This is a genomic window from Brevundimonas sp. FV1ye4L (genome assembly GCF_058681255.1).
The window spans coordinates 2,365,068-2,384,200 of sequence record NZ_CM178734.1 but is presented as its reverse complement, the minus strand read 5'-3'; the positions used below and the strand labels follow the sequence as shown (position 1 = coordinate 2,384,200).

General features: G+C 67.0%; 21 protein-coding genes. 8 read left to right on the top strand and 13 right to left on the bottom strand.

Features of this window, described 5'->3' with window-relative positions; genetic code table 11:
* Positions 1-41: 41 nt before the first annotated feature.
* The 10 genes from ACW17X_RS11535 to hemE form a co-directional block, all read right to left on the bottom strand.
* The gene (locus ACW17X_RS11535; RefSeq protein ID WP_492088474.1) at positions 42-923 is read right to left on the bottom strand and encodes a ParB/RepB/Spo0J family partition protein; all 882 of its coding nucleotides are present in this window, start codon (positions 921-923) and stop codon (positions 42-44) included.
* Positions 924-967: 44 nt separating this feature from the next.
* Complete coding sequence (locus tag ACW17X_RS11530) at positions 968-1,765, bottom strand: ParA family protein (RefSeq protein WP_267516672.1); 798 nt, start codon at positions 1,763-1,765, stop codon at positions 968-970.
* Between the two features lie 4 nt (positions 1,766-1,769).
* Positions 1,770-2,345, bottom strand: a complete 576-nt coding sequence (rsmG, locus tag ACW17X_RS11525) for a 16S rRNA (guanine(527)-N(7))-methyltransferase RsmG (protein WP_492088475.1) — start codon at positions 2,343-2,345, stop codon at positions 1,770-1,772.
* 56 nt (positions 2,346-2,401) lie between these two features.
* Positions 2,402-4,270, bottom strand: a complete 1,869-nt coding sequence (gene mnmG, locus ACW17X_RS11520) for a tRNA uridine-5-carboxymethylaminomethyl(34) synthesis enzyme MnmG (protein WP_492100465.1) — start codon at positions 4,268-4,270, stop codon at positions 2,402-2,404.
* A 116-nt stretch (positions 4,271-4,386) separates the two neighbouring features.
* Complete coding sequence (mnmE, locus tag ACW17X_RS11515) at positions 4,387-5,697, bottom strand: tRNA uridine-5-carboxymethylaminomethyl(34) synthesis GTPase MnmE (RefSeq protein WP_492097517.1); 1,311 nt, start codon at positions 5,695-5,697, stop codon at positions 4,387-4,389.
* A 42-nt stretch (positions 5,698-5,739) separates the two neighbouring features.
* Positions 5,740-5,964, bottom strand: a complete 225-nt coding sequence (locus ACW17X_RS11510) for a DUF6489 family protein (protein WP_267514993.1) — start codon at positions 5,962-5,964, stop codon at positions 5,740-5,742.
* A gap of 42 nt (positions 5,965-6,006) precedes the next feature.
* Positions 6,007-7,452: a transcription termination factor Rho gene (gene rho / locus ACW17X_RS11505; protein ID WP_492097515.1), complete on the bottom strand. Its 1,446-nt coding sequence runs from the start codon at positions 7,450-7,452 to the stop codon at positions 6,007-6,009.
* Positions 7,453-7,818: 366 nt separating this feature from the next.
* On the bottom strand, positions 7,819-8,286 hold the full coding sequence (locus tag ACW17X_RS11500; protein WP_492097513.1) for a CopD family protein: 468 nt from the start codon (positions 8,284-8,286) through the stop codon (positions 7,819-7,821).
* On the bottom strand, positions 8,283-9,344 hold the full coding sequence (hemH, locus tag ACW17X_RS11495; RefSeq protein ID WP_492097512.1) for a ferrochelatase: 1,062 nt from the start codon (positions 9,342-9,344) through the stop codon (positions 8,283-8,285). Before hemH ends, ACW17X_RS11500 begins: the two co-directional genes overlap by 4 nt.
* Positions 9,341-10,399 carry a uroporphyrinogen decarboxylase gene (hemE, locus tag ACW17X_RS11490; protein WP_492097510.1) on the bottom strand — a complete coding sequence of 353 codons (1,059 nt, stop codon included), beginning with the start codon at positions 10,397-10,399 and terminating at the stop codon, positions 9,341-9,343. The genes hemH and hemE overlap by 4 nt, the downstream gene beginning before the upstream one ends.
* A gap of 461 nt (positions 10,400-10,860) precedes the next feature.
* Between hemE and ACW17X_RS11485 the strand changes: the two genes are divergently transcribed.
* Genes ACW17X_RS11485 through dnaQ form a run of 5 tightly spaced genes read left to right on the top strand, consistent with a single transcriptional unit; the run spans position 10,861 to position 14,581 of the window.
* Complete coding sequence (locus ACW17X_RS11485; RefSeq protein ID WP_492088482.1) at positions 10,861-11,742, top strand: pyruvate, water dikinase regulatory protein; 882 nt, start codon at positions 10,861-10,863, stop codon at positions 11,740-11,742.
* A complete protein-coding gene (locus ACW17X_RS11480; RefSeq protein ID WP_492097508.1) occupies positions 11,743-12,375 on the top strand; it encodes a Maf family protein in 633 nt (210 codons plus the stop codon).
* Positions 12,372-13,202 (top strand): shikimate dehydrogenase family protein, encoded by an 831-nt coding sequence (locus ACW17X_RS11475; protein ID WP_492097506.1) that lies wholly within the window; start codon positions 12,372-12,374, stop codon positions 13,200-13,202. The genes ACW17X_RS11480 and ACW17X_RS11475 overlap by 4 nt, the downstream gene beginning before the upstream one ends.
* Positions 13,199-13,828 (top strand): dephospho-CoA kinase, encoded by a 630-nt coding sequence (gene coaE, locus ACW17X_RS11470; protein ID WP_492097504.1) that lies wholly within the window; start codon positions 13,199-13,201, stop codon positions 13,826-13,828. The genes ACW17X_RS11475 and coaE overlap by 4 nt, the downstream gene beginning before the upstream one ends.
* A gap of 27 nt (positions 13,829-13,855) precedes the next feature.
* On the top strand, positions 13,856-14,581 hold the full coding sequence (dnaQ, locus tag ACW17X_RS11465) for a DNA polymerase III subunit epsilon (protein ID WP_492097502.1): 726 nt from the start codon (positions 13,856-13,858) through the stop codon (positions 14,579-14,581).
* A 132-nt stretch (positions 14,582-14,713) separates the two neighbouring features.
* Here dnaQ and secB read toward each other — a convergent pair whose 3' ends face one another.
* Positions 14,714-15,232: a protein-export chaperone SecB gene (secB, locus tag ACW17X_RS11460; protein ID WP_492097500.1), complete on the bottom strand. Its 519-nt coding sequence runs from the start codon at positions 15,230-15,232 to the stop codon at positions 14,714-14,716.
* A 188-nt stretch (positions 15,233-15,420) separates the two neighbouring features.
* Here secB and timA point away from each other — a divergent pair, with 188 nt between their 5' ends.
* Together timA and ACW17X_RS11450 are read left to right on the top strand one after the other, a co-directional pair.
* Positions 15,421-16,062, top strand: coding sequence for a TIM44-related membrane protein TimA (timA, locus tag ACW17X_RS11455; RefSeq protein WP_492097499.1), 642 nt, complete (start codon positions 15,421-15,423; stop codon positions 16,060-16,062).
* Positions 16,062-17,219: an MltA domain-containing protein gene (locus ACW17X_RS11450; protein ID WP_492097497.1), complete on the top strand. Its 1,158-nt coding sequence runs from the start codon at positions 16,062-16,064 to the stop codon at positions 17,217-17,219. Before timA ends, ACW17X_RS11450 begins: the two co-directional genes overlap by 1 nt.
* A gap of 192 nt (positions 17,220-17,411) precedes the next feature.
* Here the strand turns inward: ACW17X_RS11450 and ACW17X_RS11445 are convergent, their stop codons facing one another.
* Positions 17,412-17,837 carry an organic hydroperoxide resistance protein gene (locus ACW17X_RS11445; protein ID WP_492097495.1) on the bottom strand — a complete coding sequence of 142 codons (426 nt, stop codon included), beginning with the start codon at positions 17,835-17,837 and terminating at the stop codon, positions 17,412-17,414.
* 119 nt (positions 17,838-17,956) lie between these two features.
* Between ACW17X_RS11445 and ACW17X_RS11440 the strand changes: the two genes are divergently transcribed.
* Complete coding sequence (locus ACW17X_RS11440) at positions 17,957-18,454, top strand: MarR family winged helix-turn-helix transcriptional regulator (RefSeq protein WP_492097493.1); 498 nt, start codon at positions 17,957-17,959, stop codon at positions 18,452-18,454.
* Between the two features lie 208 nt (positions 18,455-18,662).
* Here ACW17X_RS11440 and ACW17X_RS11435 read toward each other — a convergent pair whose 3' ends face one another.
* The gene (locus ACW17X_RS11435; RefSeq protein ID WP_492088490.1) at positions 18,663-19,130 is read right to left on the bottom strand and encodes a universal stress protein; all 468 of its coding nucleotides are present in this window, start codon (positions 19,128-19,130) and stop codon (positions 18,663-18,665) included.
* Positions 19,131-19,133 lie beyond the last annotated feature (3 nt).

The window sequence follows — 19,133 nt, the reverse complement described above, 5'->3', positions numbered from 1 at the left end:
CACCCTAGCACGGCTGCGCCCCCGAGTCTGGCCGAGAAGCCTCAGGTGCGCATCAACCGGCGGCACAGGTCGTCCAACTGCTCCAGCGAACCATAGCGGATCGTCAGTTCGCCCTTGCCGCTACGGTCGTTCAGCTGGACGTTCAGCCCCAGGGCGTCGGCCAGGTCCTGCTGAAGGGCGGCAACGTCGGCGGCGCCCTCCCCGGCCGGCGCCGGCGTCGCCTTGACCGGCTTGGGGCCTTCCGCCGCGCGACGCGCCAGGGCCTCGACCTGACGCACGTTCAGACCTTCGTTGAAGGCCTGGTCGGCCAGGGCGGCGGCGTTGGGCGCGGTCACCAGGGCGCGGGCGTGGCCGGCGGTCAGCTTGCCGTGCCGCACATACCACAGCACTTCTTCCGGCAACTGCAGCAGGCGCAGGGTGTTGGCGATATGGCTGCGGCTCTTGCCGACGATGCCGGCCACCTGGTCCTGGGTGCGGCCGAACCGTTCCATCAGCACGCGATAGGCGTCGGCCTCTTCCAGCGGATTCAGGTCCGCGCGCTGGACGTTCTCGATGATGGCGACTTCGAACACTTCGACGTCGTCCATTTCGCGGACGACGATCGGCACCTCGGTCAGCCGCGCAGCCTGGGCGGCGCGCCAGCGGCGTTCACCGGCGATGATCTGCCAGACCCCGTCCTCGCCGGGCTGGGTCCGCACCAGGATCGGCTGCAGCACGCCCTTGTCGCGGATCGACGCCGTCAGTTCTTCCAGATGTTCCTGGGTGAAGATCTTGCGCGGCTGGTCCGGGTTGGGCTTCAGGCTTTCGATCGGGGCCAGTTGGACGCCCGAGGGCATGGCGGCGCCGGCCGCCGTCGGCGCCTCGACATTCTCACCCATCAGGGCCGACAAGCCGCGTCCCAGACCTCTTTGTCGTTCAGCCAAGATATTCTTCCGTTCTTCTAGAATTCAGACGCGCAACGCGCGTGTCACGCCGCCAGCTTCAGGCGCTGGCGCTCGCGCTTCACCACTTCCTTGGCCAGACGCAGATAAGCCTGGCTGCCGGCGCATTTCAGATCATAGATCAGGGCCGGCTTGCCGAAGGACGGCGCCTCGGCCACGCGCACATTGCGCGGGATGACGCTGTCATAGACCTTGTCGCCGAAATGGGCGCGCACGTCATTGGCCACCTGGCCCGACAAGGCGCTGCGGCGATCGAACATGGTCAGGACCAGGCCCTGGATTTCCAGCGCCGGATTAAGGCTCTGCTTCACCATGTCGATCGTGCGCATCAACTGGCTCAGACCTTCCAGAGCAAAGAACTCGCACTGAAGCGGCACCAGAACCGCATCCGCCGCCGCCATGGCGTTCAGGGTCAACAGGTTCAGAGAGGGCGGACAGTCGATCAGCACATAGTCATACGCGGTAGGGCCATGGTCATGCGCCCGCAACGCGTCCCTCAGGCGATAGGACCGACGATCCGCCTGGCTCAGTTCAATCTCCACGCCGGACATGTCGGCGTCCGCCGGCACGATCCAGAGGCCGGGAACCGTGGTCTGCACCGCGGCGTCATCGACCGAGCGCTGATCGACCACCACGTCATAGATGGTGACTCGCCGCGTTTCACGTGGAACGCCCAAGCCGGTGGACGCATTGCCCTGGGGGTCCATATCCACGATCAAGACGCGCTTGCCGATCGCGGCCAGGGCGGTGCCCAGGTTGATGGCCGTCGTGGTCTTGCCCACCCCGCCCTTTTGGTTGGACACGGCGAGAACGCGGGCAGGCAGTTTGCTAGTGCTGGGGGCGGGCACGTCGAACACTCCGGACTGTCACGATACGGCCGCGCGGGTCGCTTTGCGACGGGGCCAGTTCAGCTTCGAAATGCCAGGATTTCCGCGCCTCAATCAACTCGGATTCCGCCTTCTCCCCCTTCAGGAACAGACCTTGTGCACCCCTTTGGAAGTAGGGCTGTGCATAACCCAGCAGCCGCTCCATCGGGGCCACAGCCCGCGCCGTCACAATGTCACACGTGACGCTCTGTTCCTCGGCGCGGCCATTGATCACCGTCGCCGGCAGATCAAACAGATCGACCATTTCCTGCAGAAATCGGCAGCGCTTGCCCAGGCTGTCGATCAGCCAGACGTGCGCTCCCTCCCGCCCTTTCGCCAACAGCGCCAGGATCACGCCGGGAAAACCGGCGCCGGCCCCCAGGTCCGCCCAGGTCAGGGCGTCGGGCGCATGGGTCAACAGTTGGGCGCTGTCCCAGGCGTGACGGTTCCAGAAGTCCGGCAGGCTATCCGGCCCGACCAGATTCATTACCGTATTGGCCTCGGCCAGCCGAACGCGGAAGGCGTCCAGGTCCGCCATCTGCGCCGGAGACGCCCCCGTCCTGGCCTGAAACGCGGCCCGTTCATTTTCCAACATCAGGCGGCGACCGAGGCTTTAGGGGCTTTTTTCACGTGGGCGAGCAAGGCCGTCAAAGCCCCCGGCGTCATCCCCTCGATCCGCCCCGCCTGGCCCAGGGTGCGCGGCTGAACGCGAGCCAGTTTCTCGCGCACCTCGTTCGACAAACTGCCGATCAGTCCATAGTCGAGATCGTTGGGAAGCAGCAGATCCTCCTCCCGACGCAGAGCTTCCGCGTCGATAGACTGGCGGTCCAGATAGTTGGCGTAGCCCGCGTCGATCTCGATCTGCTCACGCACCTCTGCATCCCAATCCGCGATGTCAGGCCGCACACTGATGAAGTGATTCAGGGTCACATCCGGAAAAGCGAGAAGCTCCCGCATGGATCGCCGCCGTCCATCGGCGTTGACGGGAATCCCCAATCCATTGGCCTCTTTAGGCGTAAAGAGGGTTTCACGTGAAACAATACCGGCCACGGACAGTTTCTCTGCCTTGGCCGAAAACCGCTGCGCGCGCGCCTCGCCGACAATCCCGACGGCCATACCGAGCGGCGTCAGCCTCTGATCGGCATTGTCCGCACGCAGAGTGAGCCGATATTCGGCTCGGCTGGTGAACATGCGATAGGGTTCGGTCACGCCCCGCGTCACCAGGTCGTCGATCATCACCCCGATATAGGCCTGCTCCCGACCCAGGATCACCGGACCCTGCCCGGCCGCAGCTCGGGCAGCGTTCAGCCCTGCCATCAGCCCCTGAGCCGCCGCCTCCTCATAGCCGGTCGTGCCGTTAATCTGACCGGCCAGATACAGGCCGGGCCGCTTCTTGACCTCGAGCGCGGGGCTCAGTTCACGGGGATCGACATAGTCGTATTCGATGGCATAGCCGTAGCGAAACACCTCCACCGCCTCCAGGCCGGGGATGGTCCGCAGGAAGGCCAGCTGGGTCGGCTCCGACACCGAGGTCGAGATGCCGTTCGGATAGACGGTCGGATCGTCCAGGCCCTCAGGCTCCAGGAAGATCTGGTGGCTGGTCTTGTCCGCAAACCGCACCACCTTGTCCTCGATGGACGGACAATAGCGCGGCCCTCGGCCGGACAGTTTGCCGCCATAGACAGCGCTCTCGCCCAGGTTCTCGGCGATGATGCGGTGGGTTTCCTCGGTCGTATGGGTGACGCCGCACGCGATCTGTTTCACGTGGATGCGGTCGGTCATGAAGGAGAAGGCGGTCGGCGTCTCGTCCGCCTCCTGCATCTCCAGCCGGTCCCAGGCGATGGTCCGTCCGTCCAGCCGCGCCGGGGTCCCGGTCTTCAGCCGCCCCATCATCAGATCGGCCGCATGAAGATCGGCGGCCAGCCCCGTGGATGGGTCTTCGCCATGGCGCCCGGCCGGGATCCGTTCGTCACCGCGATGGATCACCCCGTTCAGGAAGGTGCCCGTGGTCAGCACCACAGCCCCGGCCCGCACCGTCTCCCCTGCCCCGGTCACCACGCCGACCACTCGGTCGCCCTTCAGGATCAGCCGCTCGGCCGTCCCCGCCATCAGGCTCAGGTTCCACGTGGCGGCCAGCTCGGCCTGCATGGCCTCACGGTACAGGCGTCGATCGATCTGGCTGCGCGGGCCACGAACCGCCGCCCCCTTGGACCGGTTCAACAACCGAAACTGGATGCCCGACACGTCGGCCAGGCGGCCCATGATCCCGTCCAGAGCATCGATCTCCCGGACCAGATGGCCCTTGCCCAGGCCCCCAATGGCCGGATTGCACGACATCTCGCCGATGGTCTCGAGCTTCTGGGTCAACAGCAAGGTGCGAGCGCCCGCACGCGCCGACGCAGCAGCCGCTTCACAGCCGGCGTGGCCGCCGCCGATCACGACGACGTCGAAGGATTTATCCATGGGGGTGGTCATCCGCGCCACATAGGCCAAACGGGCGGATTTCGCCAGTCCCGGCGATCAGGCCGGAGTTCGTCGAACGTAGTCATACTTAGGGTGTTTCACGTGAAACACCGGTATTACTTTCCTATGCAGAACGTGGAGAAGACCTCCCCCAGGACGTCCTCCACCCCGATCTCGCCGGTCACCCGACCCAGAGCCGATGCCGCCCGACGCAGATCGTCGCCCGCCATTTCCGGCGCCACGCCAAGCGCCGCGCCAGCCGCCTCAACCGCCTCCAGCGCCTCGGTCAGCCGCAACCGATGCCGCTCCCGCGTGATCGCCGGGAAGTCAGCCCCCGACAGGTCATTAGCCAGCCGCTGGGCGATCCAGTCGTGCAGAACCGCCAAGCCTTCGCCGGTCTGGCTGCTCACGCTGATGCACGCGAGACCCCGCGCCGCGCCGCTCGCCGTACCCTGGTCCGCCTTATTGGCCACCACCAAGTCGCCGGGCTGAACATAGCCCGCCGCCACGCCCTCCGGGTCGCCCGGCGCGCGGACCCAGAGGCGCAGCTCGGCCTCTTCGGCGCGCCGCCGGGCCCGTCGCACGCCCTCGGCCTCGACCGGATCGTCGCTGTCCCGCAGGCCCGCCGTGTCCGACAGGGTCACGGCATAGCCGCCGATCACCAGATCCGCGTCCAGCACATCCCGCGTCGTGCCCGCGATCGGGGTCACGATGGCCGCCTCGCGCTCGATCAGGGCGTTGAACAGCGACGACTTGCCGGCGTTGGTCTCGCCGATCAGGACGATGCGATACCCGTCCCTCACCCGTTCGCCCCGACGACCGGCCGCGACGGCCCGCCGTAGATCATCCGCCAATCGCTCCAGCACCGGTCCGGCGGTCAGCGCCAGATTGTCCGGCACCTCCTCGTCCGGAAAATCGATCTCGGCCTCAACCAGGGCCAGGGCGTGCAACAGGTCGCGCCGGAAGCCGGCATAGGTGGCGCTGAGCTGTCCATCCAACTGCCCCAGGGCCTGACGCGCCTGAGCCGCTGTCTCCGCGTCGATCAGATCAGCGACCGCCTCGGCCTGGGCCAGATCCATCCGTCCGTTCTGGAAGGCGCGCCGGGTGAACTCGCCCGGCTCAGCCGGCCGCAGACCCAGGGCGATCAGGGCCTGACTCGCCGCCTCCACCACCGCCCGCCCGCCGTGCAGGTGCAGTTCAGCCGCATCCTCGCCGGTATAGGAATTGGGCCCGACGAACCGCAGCACCAGGGCCTGATCGATATGGGCGCCTTGATGGGTCAGGTCTCGCACCGACGCCATCCGCGGCTTCAACCGCCCCGCGCCGATCGCATTCAGGGTCGGCTCGACCGCCGGCCCAGACAGCCTCAACACGGCGATAGCCCCCCGACCGGGCGGGGTGGCGAGAGCGAAAATGGTGTCAGTCATGATCTCATTGTCTCCTCCCCACGCTGCGGGGAGGAAGGGCGTTCACTTCACCGCCGCTTCCATCAGGCGCCGAAACTGATCCTGCGCCTGAAGTCCGAAACTGGTCCAGGTCTTCAGCAGTTCGTCGGGTTGCATGGCGGCGACATTGGCCTCCATCCGCTTCGTCATCTCGGCCACCATCGCCTCGTTCAGGGGCGTGACGTCGGGCAGGCCCAGAAAGGCCCGCGCCTCGGCCGGCGTGCAATCAATCTCGACTTGAACCTTCATGTCTGCGGTCTCCTGTTCCACGTGAAACCGTCAGACAACGGATCAGGTGTTCATCGACTGGAAGAAGTCCGAGTTGTTCTTCGACTGGCGCAGCTTGTCGAGCAGGAATTCGATCGCGTCCTGCGGACCCATGGGGTTCAGGATGCGGCGTAGGACATAGGTCTTGGCCAGCTGGTCCTTCGGCGTAATCAGATCTTCCTTGCGGGTGCCGGACTTCAGCACGTCGATGGCGGGGAAGATGCGCTTGTCGGCCACCTTGCGGTCCAGCACGATTTCCGAGTTACCGGTGCCCTTGAACTCTTCGAAGATCACCTCGTCCATCCGGCTGCCGGTGTCGATCAGGGCCGTGGCGATGATGGTCAGCGACCCGCCCTGCTCCACATTCCGCGCGGCGCCGAAGAAGCGTTTCGGCCGTTGCAGGGCGTTGGCGTCCACGCCCCCGGTCAGCACCTTGCCCGACGACGGCACGGTGGCGTTATAGGCGCGGCCCAGGCGGGTGATGGAGTCCAGCAGGATCACCACGTCCTTCTTGTGTTCGACCAGACGCTTGGCCTTTTCGATCACCATTTCAGCGACAGCGACGTGGCGTGTGGCCGGTTCGTCGAAGGTCGAGGCCACGACCTCGCCCTTGACCGTCCTCTGCATGTCAGTGACTTCTTCCGGCCGTTCGTCGATCAGCAGGACGATCAGGATGACTTCCGGGTGGTTCTTCTCGATCGACTTGGCGATGTTCTGCAGCATCACCGTCTTGCCGACGCGCGGCGGCGCCACGATCAGGCAGCGCTGGCCCTTGCCCAGGGGGGCGACGATGTCGATGACCCGGCCCGAGCGATCCTTCAGCGTCGGATCCTGGATTTCCATGTGCAGCCGCTCTTCGGGATAGAGCGGCGTCAGGTTGTCGAACAGGACCTTGGTCTTGACCATCTCGGGGTCTTCGAGATTGATCGTGTCGACCTTCAGCAGGGCGAAATAGCGCTCGCCTTCGCGCGGCGCCCTCACGGCGCCATGGACGGTGTCGCCCGACCGCAGGCCGAAACGTCGGATCTGCGACGGCGACACATAGACGTCGTCCGGGCCGGGCAGATAGTTGGCGTCCGAGCTGCGCAGGAAACCGAAGCCGTCGGGCAAGATCTCCAGCACCCCGTCGGCGATGATCTCGACTTCCTCGTCGGCCAGGGCCTTCAGGATGGCGAACAGTAGATCCTGCTTGCGCAGGTTCGAGGCGTTCTCGACCTCCAGCTGTTCGGCGAAGGCGACCAGGTCGGCCGGCGTCTTCTCGTTCAGCTCGGCCAGGGTGATCCGGCCGTTCGGCACCACGGACTCGCCATCATCTTCTTCGTCGTCAGCCGTGGTGTCCACGCCGGAATCGGCGCCCGCCGCCTCGCCGGCTTCATGCTCGGCGCCGTGATGGGCCAGGGCTTCAGCCCCCGAGCTCTCAGTCGGGGCGTTCTCGGTCTCGGGGGTGTCGTTGTCGGTGACGTCGGTCATAATACAGGCTCGCGAACGCGCGCACGGAACCGCACGGCGTCAAGTCTCTGGAAATGTCTGGCCGTGAGGCCGAAGGGGAGCACGACGGGCTCCCGCTGGTCGAACCGGCGGGCGTCGCGAAAAGAGAGGGACCGCCGGACGGACCGAACGGTTCACCGCCAGCGGAACCACAGCCGGAAGGTCAGGTCAAGCGGAGGCGTTGCGCTTTACCCTCTCCCCTTGCGGGAGAGGGCCTGAGCCTCGGAGAGCCGCAGGCGATCCGTCAGACGAAAGGGTGAGGGGTGGCGCCGTGTCCAAAACCTGAACCCCCCTCATCCGACCTCGCTTCGCTCGGCCACCTTCTCCCGCGAGGGGATAAGGAAGAGCTCACCCGAACGTCCACTCCGTCGTCACCGACAGCACCATGACGATGGCCAGGACGAACGGAACCTCGTTCGTCATACGCCAGAACTTGCCGGAATATTTCGACGTCCCTGCGGCGATCTTCTTGCGCTGCGCCGCCAGGAAACCGTGCCAACCGCTCAACAGGAAGACGCCGACCAGTTTGGCGACCATCCACGGCTCCGCCAAAAAGGCGGCGCCCCGCGCCGAGACGTCGATATGGATCAGCCACAGGCCGAACCCCCAGGCCAGAATCATGGCTGGATTGACGATGATCCGCAGCAGCCGCGTCTGCCACAGCCTCAGAAGCGCCTGCATCTCGCCGCGCAGGGGCTCCGGCTTGGCGTTCTGCTCGGCGTCATAGGCGTAGAGGCGCGGAAGGAACAACAGCCCCGCCATCCAGGCGATCACCGCCAGAATGTGCAGACCGCGCGCCAAATCATACAGGTTCATGCCGCATCCTTGCGATGACGATAGGGGCAGGCCTTCCAGTCCGCCTTGCACCCGGGCCCGAACGGTGCGACGCCGGTCCGACCCAAGGCGCCGACGGCCGCATCGGCCAGGGCCTCAATGAAAAGCGGCGCCGTCCCGACAGCCGGAGCCCGCAGATACAAACTGACCCCTTTTTCGTGGGCCAGTTCGCCGTATTCGATATCCAGCTCGACCAAGGTCTCGATATGTTCGGAGACGAAGGCGATGGGCGTGATCACGACACCGACCCCGTCGCGGCCGGCTTGTTCGATGGCCTCTGGCGTCGACGGGCCCAGCCATTTCATCGGCCCGACGCGGCTTTGGTAGCAAAGCGCATGGTCGATGGGGCCGCGGTCGCGTTCGATGGCGGCGACCACGGCGGCCACGGTCGTCTCGACCTGTTCCTGATAGGGGTCGCCCTTGCCGCTGACCAGTTTCTCGGGGATGCCATGGGCCGAGAACAGCACCCGCACAGGCCCTTCCCCCGCCTCGTCCAACTTCGCTCCGATGGCCTGGGCCTGGGCCTCGACCCAGCCGTCGGCGCGGGGATAGCAGCAGACGGCCCGACTGACGCCGGACCCGGAATAGGTCTCGTTCCAGATCTTCAGCGAGGACTGGGTCGTGGTGGTGGAGAACTGCGGATAGAGGGGCAGCAGCACCACTTCGTCGGGCCCGAAGGCCGCCACATCCTCGGCCGTCTCTTCCGTAAAAGGATGCCAGTACCGCATGGCGATGAAGACCCTTGCCTCATCCCCGGCCAGGCGCGCGTTCAGCACCGCCTCCAGCGCCTCGGCCTGACGGCGCGTGCCCGGCAACAGGGGCGAACCGCCCCCCATCAGGGCATAGTTGGCCTGGGCGCTGGTTTCGCGCCGGCTGGAGATCAGCTTGGCCAGAGGCGTCCGCGCAAATCCCGGCAGGCCGATGATGGCCGGGTCATTGAACAGGTTGAACAGGAAAGGCTTCACCGAGGCCTGATCGTCGGGCCCGCCCAGATTGAACAGCACCACCGCGATACGGCGGCCTTGCGAGGTTTGGGTCATTGGGCGCCGATCCTTTTGAGAACCCGTTCGACATGGTCGATGGGCACGTCCGGCAATATGCCATGACCCAGGTTGAACACCCACGGCCCCTGGCCCCAGGCCTCCACCAGCTGATCCACCCGGCGGTCCAGCAGTTCGCCCCCGGCGCGCAGCAACAGGGGGTCCAGCGCGCCCTGGATCGGCTTGATCTGCTGCACCCTTTTGCCGACCTCCAGCGGGCAGGCGGTGTCCAGGGCGACGGCGTCGACCTCAACCTCCTGCGCATATCGCTCTGCAAGCGCCGCAGAGCCCCGTGGGAAGCCGATCAGGGGCACGGTGACACCCAGCTCCCGCGTACGCCTCACAAGCGCCTGGTGGGGCTTCAGGACCAGTCTTTCAAACAGGTCGTCCGGCAGCCCCTCGGCCCAACTCTCGAAGATCTTCAAAACCTGGGCGCCGGCGTCGGCCTGCATCTTCAGATACCGGGCCGTGGCCTCGACCAGAACCTCCAGGGTTTCGTCCACCCGACGGGGGTCGGCATAGGCGTAGGTCCGGGCCTGGGCGCGCTCGCCCTTGCCGATGGTCCGGGCCTCTCCATCCAGCATATAGGTCGCCACCGTCCAGGGCGCGCCGGCGAAACCGATCAGCGTCCGCTTAGGCTCCAGGGCCTTGCGCACGATCGACAGGGTCTCGCCCACCGACGACAGATACTCGCCGGCGGCGGGGGCCAGTTCCGCCATTCGACCAGGAATAGGCATTTCGCCGAGACGCGGCCCCTCGCCGGTCTCGAACCAGACGTCCTGACCGAGGGCGCGGGGGATCAGCAGGATGTCGGCAAAGACAATGGCCGCGTCAAAACCGAACCGACGCATCGGCTGAAGCGTCGCCTCTGCCGCCATCTCGGGGTTCAGACAGAAGGCGATGAAGTCCGGCGCCTCGGCACGAAGGCGACGATACTCGGGCAGATACCGTCCCGCCTGGCGCATGAACCAGACCGGCGGACGGTCCAACGTCTCTCCTCGGAGAGCCCGGATCATCACGGGGGTCTGAACGGCGTTCTGGGTCGGATCGGTCATGCCGGACGATTAAGGTCACAGCCCCCCGCTCTCAATCCCTAATCAGATTTAGAATTAAAAGATTCGAAGTGGCAGGTAGGGCGGTGGAACGGCGGGGATGATTGGGGCGGCGGCCGCGGAACAAAAGCGGATATCCACGAGGGCTCAAACCCGATCGGGGATGCGGAACAGGACTATCCAGCCAGTGGACAATCCCTAACGAAACCTTAACGCCAAAGGGTTTGCGGGGGGATGCGGCTGTGAACGGGGTAAACCGGCGTTAACCCTTCATTAGGATTTTCCACAGCGATGGCGAAACCGGTTTTCCGCCTTGGGATGAACCGGGGTTGGATCGTCGTCGCCATCCACCCTCATCCCCGCTCGCGGTCGGATCGATCAGGCGTTAAGGAGAACGGCGCCCCGACGGTCCCCCGCCGTCCCCAAGGCGCCCTGAGTCTGTCAACAGGGAGTCGACCCATCGCATGAGCCCCGCGCGACCTACCGGCGCCCGCCCCGGTCCAGCCCGTCTGGCGACCTATTTCCATGTGCACCTGGTGTCAGACTCGACCGGCGAGACCCTGAACGCCATGGCCAAGGCGGTGACGGCCCGGTTCGACGGGGTCATTCCGATCGAGCACATCTACGCCCTGGTGCGGTCGGAGAAGCAGATGGAGCGGGTGTTGCAGGAGGTGGAGGCCGCGCCCGGCGTGGTTCTGCACACCCTGGTGGATCGCGATCTGCGCGAACAGCTGGAAGAGGGCTGCCGTCGTCTGGACATGCCTCAGATCGGCGCCCTGGATCCCCTGGTCGGCGCCATGTCTCGTTATCTGGGCGCGGCCCTGTCGACCCGCGTGGGCGCCCAGCACGCCCTGGACCACGACTATTTCAACCGGATCGCCGCCCTGGACTTCGCCATGGCCTATGACGACGGCCAGGGCTCGCTGGAACAGCTGGAAGGCGCTGATGTCGTCCTGTGCGGCGTCAGCCGGACGTCCAAGACCCCGACCTGCATCTATCTGGCCCACCGCGGCATCCGCGCCGCCAATGTACCCCTGGTGCCGGGGCAGGAGGACGGCGAGCGGCTGACCCAGCTGAAGAACCCCCTGGTCATCGGCCTGACCGTCTCGCCCGACCGTCTGGTCCAGATCCGGCGCAACCGGATCGACAATCTGAACGCCAGCCAGTCCTCCAACTATACCGACCAGGACGCCGTTCGCGACGAGACCATTAAGGCCAAACGCGCCTTCGCCCGCCGCGGCTGGCCCACGATCGACGTCACCCGTCGCTCGGTCGAGGAGACGGCCGCCGCCATCACCAACCTGCTCAGCGAGCATCGCAACCACAAGATCGGAACGAGCTGGTAGATGATCATTTCCGCTGCGCTATCGCCCTTTGGGCTGCTTGAGCGCCGACCCCTGATCCTGGCGTCCAAGAGCGCCGCCCGCCGGGCCATGCTGGAAAACGCCGGCGTCCCGTTCGAAGTCCGCGTCGCCGATGTCGACGAGGACGCAATCAAGGCCGTCTCGACCGATCTGAACCCCGCCGCCCTGGCTGTGCGCCTGGCCGAGGCAAAGGCCCTGGCCGTCTCGCGTGATGACGAAACCGCCTGGGTGCTGGGCTCGGATCAGACCCTGGCCTTCGACGGCGGCCTGATTTCCAAGGCCAAATCGCTCGACGCCGCTCGAGACCGGCTGAAATCGATGCGTGGCCGTACTCACCACCTCCACTCCGGCGCCGCCCTAGCGGTGAAGGGCCAGATCGTCTGGTCCGGCGTGGACACGGTCGAGATGCGGATGCGCGACTTCTCTGACGCCTTCCTCGACGCCTATCTGGCCGCCGAGGGCGAGGCCCTGATGGCCTGCGTCGGCTCCTACCGGCTCGAAGGCGTGGGCTCCCAGCTGTTCGAGGCGGTCGACGGCGACTATTTCACCGTTCTGGGACTGCCCCTGTGGCCGGTCCTGGCCGAGCTGCGGCGCGCCGGAGTCCTGCCCGCATGAGCCGTCATCGCATCACGGGGGCGGCCATGGTCGCGGGGATCGCCGGCAATCCGGTGGCCCATTCCCTCAGCCCCGTCATCCACAACGCCTGGCTGGCGGCCGGCGACATCGACGGCGCCTATGTGCCCTTCGCTCCCGCAGACGCGTCAGGATTTGAGGCCCTGGTGGCTGCTGGCCGCGCCGGTCTGATCCTGGGCCTCAACGTCACCGCCCCGTTCAAGGAACAGGCCTTCGCCCTGGCGGATCAGGCCACTCCGGCGGCGCGTCTGACCGCGTCGGCCAATATCCTGACGTTCGACTCCGGCCGGGTCTCCGCCGACAGTTCGGACGGCGTGGGCCTGATGCTGGGTCTGAAGGAACAGGCGCCGGATCTGGACCTCGCCGGCCGCCCGGTCGTCATGCTGGGCGCCGGGGGCGCGGCGCGGGCGGGAGCCGGGGCCCTGGTCGAGGCCGGGGCTCAGGTACGGATCGTCAATCGCTCGCCGGATCGGGCTGAGGCCCTGGCCGCCGATCTGGGCGCTTCGGTCCGGGTCATGTCGTCGGCCGAAGCCCTCGACGGCGCGGTGCTGGTGATCAACGCCCTCAGCGTTCAGCCGGATCTCGATTTCGACGCCGTCGCGCCGGGCACGGTGATGATGGACATGACCTACAAGCCCCTCGCCACGCCCTTCCTGACAGCGGCGCGGGCGCGCGGCCTGCCGACCGTGGATGGCCTGGCCATGTTGATCGGCCAGGCGGCGCCCTCGTTCCAGGCCCTGTTCCGCCGCCCGCCCCCGCCGCTGGACCTGCGCGCCCTGCTGACGACGCATCTGAGCAAAGCGACATGATCCTGCTGGGCCTCACCGGCTCCATCGGCATGGGCAAGTCGACCACGACCGCCATGTTCGCCGATCTGGGAGCGGTGGTGTGGAACGCCGACAACGCCGTGCATCGGCTCTATGCGCCCGGCGGCGCGGCCGTCGAACCGGTCGGCGCCGCCTTCCCCGGCGTGGTCGTGGACGGCGCCGTGGACCGCACCCGCCTGGCCGAGGCCCTTGGCCATGACGAAACCGCGTTTCGCCGGCTGGAATCCATCGTCCATCCTCTGGTGGCCCAGGGCCGGGCCGCAGACCTGGAGGCCGCGCGGGCCGCTGGCGTGAAACTGGCGGTCCTCGACATCCCCCTGTTGTTCGAGACCGGCGGCGACGCCCATGTGGACGCCGTGGTCGTGGTCACCGCCGACCCGGCGATCCAGGCCGAGCGCGTCCTGGCCCGCCCGGGCATGACCCGCGACCGGTTCGAAGCCATCCTGGCCCGCCAACTGCCCGACGCCGAAAAACGCGCCCGCGCCGACTTCATCATCGATACGGGCCGCGGGCTCGAGGCCGCCCGCGCCGAGGTCGCCGCCGTCGTCGAAACTGTGCTGGATCCGGCGTGGATATCTCCCCGTCACGGCAAGGCCGGCCTTTCGTAAAGCGACGAACGACTCCATTAAGGGGCAATGGCCCGCGAGATTGTTCTGGATACCGAAACCACCGGCTTCGACCCCAAGACGGGCGACCGGCTGATCGAGGTCGGCTGTATCGAGATTCAGGACCTGCTGCCGACCGGCCGCACCTTCCACCGCTTCGTCAATCCGGAACGCCTGATCCCGCCCGATGCGATCCGGGTCCACGGCATCACCGACGACAAAGTCAAGGACGCCCCCAAATTCCATGAGATCGCCGACGATCTGATCGAATTCATCGGCGATGCGCAGATGATCGCGCACAACGCCGCCTTCGACCGCAACTTCATCGACTTCGAATACAAGCTGTGCGGCCGGCCGATCACCGGCGAGGCGCGCTGGATCGACACCCTGAAACTGGCCCAGAGCCGGTTTCCCGGCATGCCCAACTCGCTGGACGCCCTGTGCAAACGGTTCAAGGTGTCGCTGGTCGAACGCACCCTGCACGGCGCCCTGATCGACGCCCGTCTGCTGGCCGAGGTCTATCTGGAGCTTCGCGGCGGTAAGGAGCGGGTGCTGGACCTGTCCTCGGCCCCGGTCGCGGGACGGGATGCGTCCGGCGTGATCCAGGCCGCCGCCTATGGCGCCCGCCCTCGCCCGCTGGCGATGCGCTCAACGCCGGACGAACAGGCCGCCCATCTCGCCTTCCTGGCCGAGGTGCTCAAGGACCGGTCCCTGTGGGACGCCTATGGGATCAAGGCCGAGGAAGAAGCGGCCTAGGGAATTCTCCCTCCCCTTCATGGGAAGGGGCGGCGCAGCCGGGGTGGGGCCGTCAGGACCTCGCTCGCGCCCTTTCGAGCCCCACCCTGATCGCTGCGCGATCGTCCCTCCCCATGAAGGGGAGGGAGAAACTTACGCCTGGCCCGTTTCGACCGGCTGCTGAGCGATCTGCTGCTGGCGGGCGATATAGATGGCGGCGAAGTCGATCGGGTCCAGCATGAAGGGCGGATAGAAGCCGCCGTCCGCCGTGGCGCGCGAGATGATCTCGCGGGCGAACGGGAACAGATAGCGCGGGCATTCGATTAGCAGCAGCGGCTCGATGTCCTTCTCCTGGACATTGGCCAGCTGGAACAGGCCGCCATAGACCAGCTCGACGTGGAAGACCGCCTGGCTCTCGTGGCTGGCCTTGATCGACAGCTTCAGATCCAGTTCGAACAGGCCGTCCGGACGGCCCTGGGCCGACATTTCGACGCCCAGGTCGATGGCCGGCTTGCCGTCGATGCGCAGGGATTCCGGCGCGCGCGGGTTCTCGAACGAGAAGTCGCGGACATATTGCGCCAGGATGCGGAAGCCGGGACCGGCGGGTTGACCCTGCTGCGGCTGGCCCTGCGTCGGGGCGTTGGTGTCGGCGGGCGGAGCGGCGTCGGTCATGGGCGTCTTCGATTACGGGAAAGGGCCGATTGGGCCGGGAATAAGGCGCCGCGACTACCACGGCGAGACGCTTGGCCGCAACGTCGCTTGCTCGCCAGGGGGGCGCATCGCCTTGCGTCCTCCTATATGAGACCCTAATCGTCTCCATGGCGCATTCTCGCTCGCGCGCCGAAAGTCAGGAAGTCCCCTTGCCGGTCCAGTTCCAGATCGTGATCTTCGCCGTCATCGCGGCGGTTGTCCTGTTCCAGCTCTATAATGTGCTGGGCAAAAGGGTCGGCCGTCAGCCGCAGGAGGACGCCAAGGCCCTCCCGCCGTCGCCGACCGCCACGCCCGAGGCCTCCAAGACCCCGGCGCTGGACGCTGCGACCCTGGCCTCCATCGCCGGGTTGAAGGCGCGCGACCCGGCCTTCGACCCCAACCGTTTCGTCGAGGGTGCGCGGCAGGCCTATGAGACCATCGTTCGCGGCTACGCCGCCGGCGACCGCGCGGCCCTGACGCCCCTGCTGACCCCCAATGTCATGGCCTCGTTCGACGCCGGCATCGCGGCGCGCGAGACGCGCGGCGAGACCGAGACCGTCGAATTCCTCTTCCCGCCCCGCGCGGACCTGGAAGGCGCCACTGTCCAGGGCGACAAGGCCGTGGCCAAGGTCCGCTTCCTGGCCGAACTGCGCAGCCGCGTGACCAAGGCCTCGGGCGAAACCGCCGATTCCGTCACGGGCGAGCCCCTGGTCGAGGAACGCCGCACCGCCGAACACTGGACCTTCGAACGCACCCTCGGGGCCGCTGATCCCAACTGGGTCCTGGCCCGCGTCGAGCCGGCCAACGCCTGATGTCGGCGGCCAGGAAGGCGGCGCCCAGGCGGGTCTTGCGCTGGGCGCCGACGCTTGCGTCGGTCCTGGCGGCCGCCGCCTGTTCGACCGCTCCGACGACCCCGACTCCGACGGCGCCGGCCACGCCGGGAACAGGACCCCAATCCGGGCCTACACCCTATATTCCCTCGCCGACGCCGGACGCGCCTCTCCCCCCCTCGCCGTCCGACGCCGTTAGCCCGGCTGTCCTGCCCGGCTGGAATGACGAAGATCACCTCGCCGCCTTCCGCGCCTATGCCGAAGGCTGCAGCGCAGCGCGGGATATGGCCGGTCGAACGGTCTGCGCCCGCGCCCGCGCCCTGTCCGCAGGCCCGGCCTTCTCCCCCAGCGCCGCCCGCGCCTTTTTCGAGGCCAACTTCAGCGCCGTGCCTGCACGCACCCCTGACGGGTCGCCGGGGCTGCTGACCTCCTATTTCGCACCCGAATATCCGGCCCGGCGCATCCCGGACGCCGAGTTTTCGGCCCCCGTCCTGCCCAAGCCCGCCGATCCGCGCAGCGCCGGCGACCGGGCGACCATCGAAGCCCAGGCTCGTCCCGACCAGGCCCTGGCCTGGATGCGGCCCGAAGATCTGTTCTTCCTCCAGATTCAAGGCTCCGGATATCTGACCTTTGAGGACGCGACGCGCGCCCGCGCCGCCTACGCCGCCGACAACGGCCGGCCCTTCGTCGGCATCGCCCGGCCGATGGCCCGCCAGGGCCTGCTGCCGGAAAACGGTACGTCCGGCGACGCGATCCGGGGCTGGCTGGCCGATCACCGGGGGTATGAAGCCCAGGGGGTGATGGCCCTGAACCCCCGCTACATCTTCTTCCGCCTGGATCCGGACGACAACGGCCATCCGCCCGGAGCGGCGGGCATTCCCCTGACCGAGCGCCGCGCCATCGCGGTCGATCCGTCCCACTGGCGCTATGGCGAACTGGTCTGGATGGAGGCCGATGGCGGTAATCTGCGCGGCGCCACGGCCTCCTATCGCGGTCTGGCCATGGCGCTGGACACCGGCTCGGCCATCCGCGGCCCGGTCCGCGCCGACCTCTATATGGGCCGGGGCGACGCCGCCGGCGCCGAGGCCGGAACCGTGCGCCACCCCCTCCACATGTGGCGGCTGGTCCCCAAGTGGTGAAGCACGCAAAAACCCTCTCCCGCCGGGAGAGGGCTTGAGCACACGGCGGCGAAGCCGTCGTCCTTGTGCGACCCGAAGGGCGGCGCGAAGCAGCCAAAGGGTGAGGGGCCCAGTGGTGCGAACTGGCCCACCGGCTGACCCCTCATCCGGCCCTTCGGGCCACCTTCTCCCGCAAGGGGAGAAGGAACCCCGTCACGCCACCGTCAGCTTGACCGAGATATTGCCCCGCACCGCGTGCGAATAGGGGCAGACCGAATCCGCCTCTTCCACCAGGGCCAGGGCCGCATCGCGATCGACGCCCGGCAGGCTGGCTTCCAGTTCGACCTCCAGGCCGAAGCCCTTGTCGCTGCGCGGGCCGATGCCGACCGTGGCCTTGATCGTCGCCTCGGCCGCCGCCTGGGCCTGGCCCTTCTGCGAGGCCACCAGCTTCAGGGCGCTGAGGAAGCAGGCCGCGTAGCCGGCGGCGAACAGCTGTTCCGGATTATTGCCCTTGCCGGCGCCGCCCAGCTCCTTGGGCATGCCCAGGGCGAGGTCCAGCGCGCCGTCGGTGGTGGCGACGCGGCCGTCACGGCCTCCGGTGGCGACGGCGGCGGTGCGATATAGAACAGTGATGGACATGGCGGATCTCCCTTGGGGTGATTAAACATCGTGTGCGATATAATCGCGAACGATGAGTTAGGCCGCGCTTCTCGGGTCGTCAAGCTTGCGATTAAATCGCGCGCGATTATTATTGACCGATGAGCACCCCGGCCCCCGCCCCCACGCCCGACTTCAGCACGCCGTTCGCCATCGACGACATGCTGTGTTTCGCGGCCTATTCCGCCAGCCTGGCCTTCAGTCGCTTCTACAAGCCGATGCTGGACCGGATGGGGCTCACCTATCCGCAGTTTCTGGTGTTGAGCCTGCTGTGGCGCGAGGACGACCAGACCGTCGGCCGATTGGGCGAGCGGCTGTTTCTGGAATCCAACACCCTGACCCCGCTGATCAAGCGTCTGGAGGCCGCCGACCTGGTCACGCGCGCCCGTGACGCCGCCGATGAACGGGTGGTCCGCGTCCGCCTGACCGAGGCCGGCCGCGCCCTTGCCGCCGACGCCGGCTGCCTCGCCCAGGCCGTGATGGACCAGACTGATCTCACGCCTGAAGCCATGGCCCGGTTGCGCGACGGCTTGACCACGATTCGGGACCAGCTTCGCCTCGGCGTCCAGACGGACGTCGAAGACGGTCAACGCGCCTAATTCCGAGACTATAAGAACGCGACTTCAATCGCCTGACTTAAAAGGTCCGCCTTCAACCCGGTGCCGGTCCCGGCGGGTGTAGGATGTCGCCGGGTCTTTGACATCGTCACGCCGCACCGGACTACGCGCCGGAATAGACGAAAATAGACTCCATTTTTTAGGGTGGAATGAGTCTATCCACGGCCTGGACCCTGACCGGTTCGCGCCTCTAGGCCAGATCCTCGATCTCGGCCTCGGTCAATTCGCCGGGCACGATGGTGACCGGCAGTTTGCGTCCGCCCAGCTGGGCGCCCTGTTTGATGATGGCCGAGACCAGCGGCCCAGGCCCGCGCGAACCGCTTCCGGCCGCCAGGACCAGGATTTTGATGTCCGGATCGTCCCCGACCGCCTTCTTGATCGCGCCCTGGGCCTCGCCCTTCTCGATCAGGAAGATCGGCGCGGCGCCGGACCGCTCCGTCGCCTCCTCGCCCAGCCGATTCAGCAGGGCCTCGGCCTCCTCGCGCTGCTGACGCTCGATCTCCTCGCGTACGCCCGACCAGTGGGCGTCGCTGTTGGAGGGCATGACGCGCAGCATCACCACCCGCCCCCCCGTCGAGCGCGCGCGCCGACAGGCGAACCGCAGCGCGGCCTCGAACTCGGGACTGTCGTCCACGACGACCAGGAACTTTCTCGGCATGTC

Coding starts and splice junctions, on each gene's coding strand:
- rsmG (WP_492088475.1), bottom strand. CDS start 2,345: ATGGCGGACCTGGACGCCTTCCGCGTTCGGCTGGCCGAGGCCAATACG.
- mnmG (WP_492100465.1), bottom strand. CDS start 4,270: ATGGATAAATCCTTCGACGTCGTCGTGATCGGCGGCGGCCACGCCGGC.
- mnmE (WP_492097517.1), bottom strand. CDS start 5,697: ATGACTGACACCATTTTCGCTCTCGCCACCCCGCCCGGTCGGGGGGCT.
- ACW17X_RS11510 (WP_267514993.1), bottom strand. CDS start 5,964: ATGAAGGTTCAAGTCGAGATTGATTGCACGCCGGCCGAGGCGCGGGCC.
- rho (WP_492097515.1), bottom strand. CDS start 7,452: ATGACCGACGTCACCGACAACGACACCCCCGAGACCGAGAACGCCCCG.
- ACW17X_RS11500 (WP_492097513.1), bottom strand. CDS start 8,286: ATGAACCTGTATGATTTGGCGCGCGGTCTGCACATTCTGGCGGTGATC.
- hemH (WP_492097512.1), bottom strand. CDS start 9,344: ATGACCCAAACCTCGCAAGGCCGCCGTATCGCGGTGGTGCTGTTCAAT.
- hemE (WP_492097510.1), bottom strand. CDS start 10,399: ATGACCGATCCGACCCAGAACGCCGTTCAGACCCCCGTGATGATCCGG.
- ACW17X_RS11485 (WP_492088482.1), top strand. CDS start 10,861: ATGAGCCCCGCGCGACCTACCGGCGCCCGCCCCGGTCCAGCCCGTCTG.
- ACW17X_RS11480 (WP_492097508.1), top strand. CDS start 11,743: ATGATCATTTCCGCTGCGCTATCGCCCTTTGGGCTGCTTGAGCGCCGA.
- ACW17X_RS11475 (WP_492097506.1), top strand. CDS start 12,372: ATGAGCCGTCATCGCATCACGGGGGCGGCCATGGTCGCGGGGATCGCC.
- coaE (WP_492097504.1), top strand. CDS start 13,199: ATGATCCTGCTGGGCCTCACCGGCTCCATCGGCATGGGCAAGTCGACC.
- dnaQ (WP_492097502.1), top strand. CDS start 13,856: ATGGCCCGCGAGATTGTTCTGGATACCGAAACCACCGGCTTCGACCCC.
- secB (WP_492097500.1), bottom strand. CDS start 15,232: ATGACCGACGCCGCTCCGCCCGCCGACACCAACGCCCCGACGCAGGGC.
- ACW17X_RS11450 (WP_492097497.1), top strand. CDS start 16,062: ATGTCGGCGGCCAGGAAGGCGGCGCCCAGGCGGGTCTTGCGCTGGGCG.
- ACW17X_RS11445 (WP_492097495.1), bottom strand. CDS start 17,837: ATGTCCATCACTGTTCTATATCGCACCGCCGCCGTCGCCACCGGAGGC.
- ACW17X_RS11440 (WP_492097493.1), top strand. CDS start 17,957: ATGAGCACCCCGGCCCCCGCCCCCACGCCCGACTTCAGCACGCCGTTC.
- ACW17X_RS11435 (WP_492088490.1), bottom strand. CDS start 19,130: ATGCCGAGAAAGTTCCTGGTCGTCGTGGACGACAGTCCCGAGTTCGAG.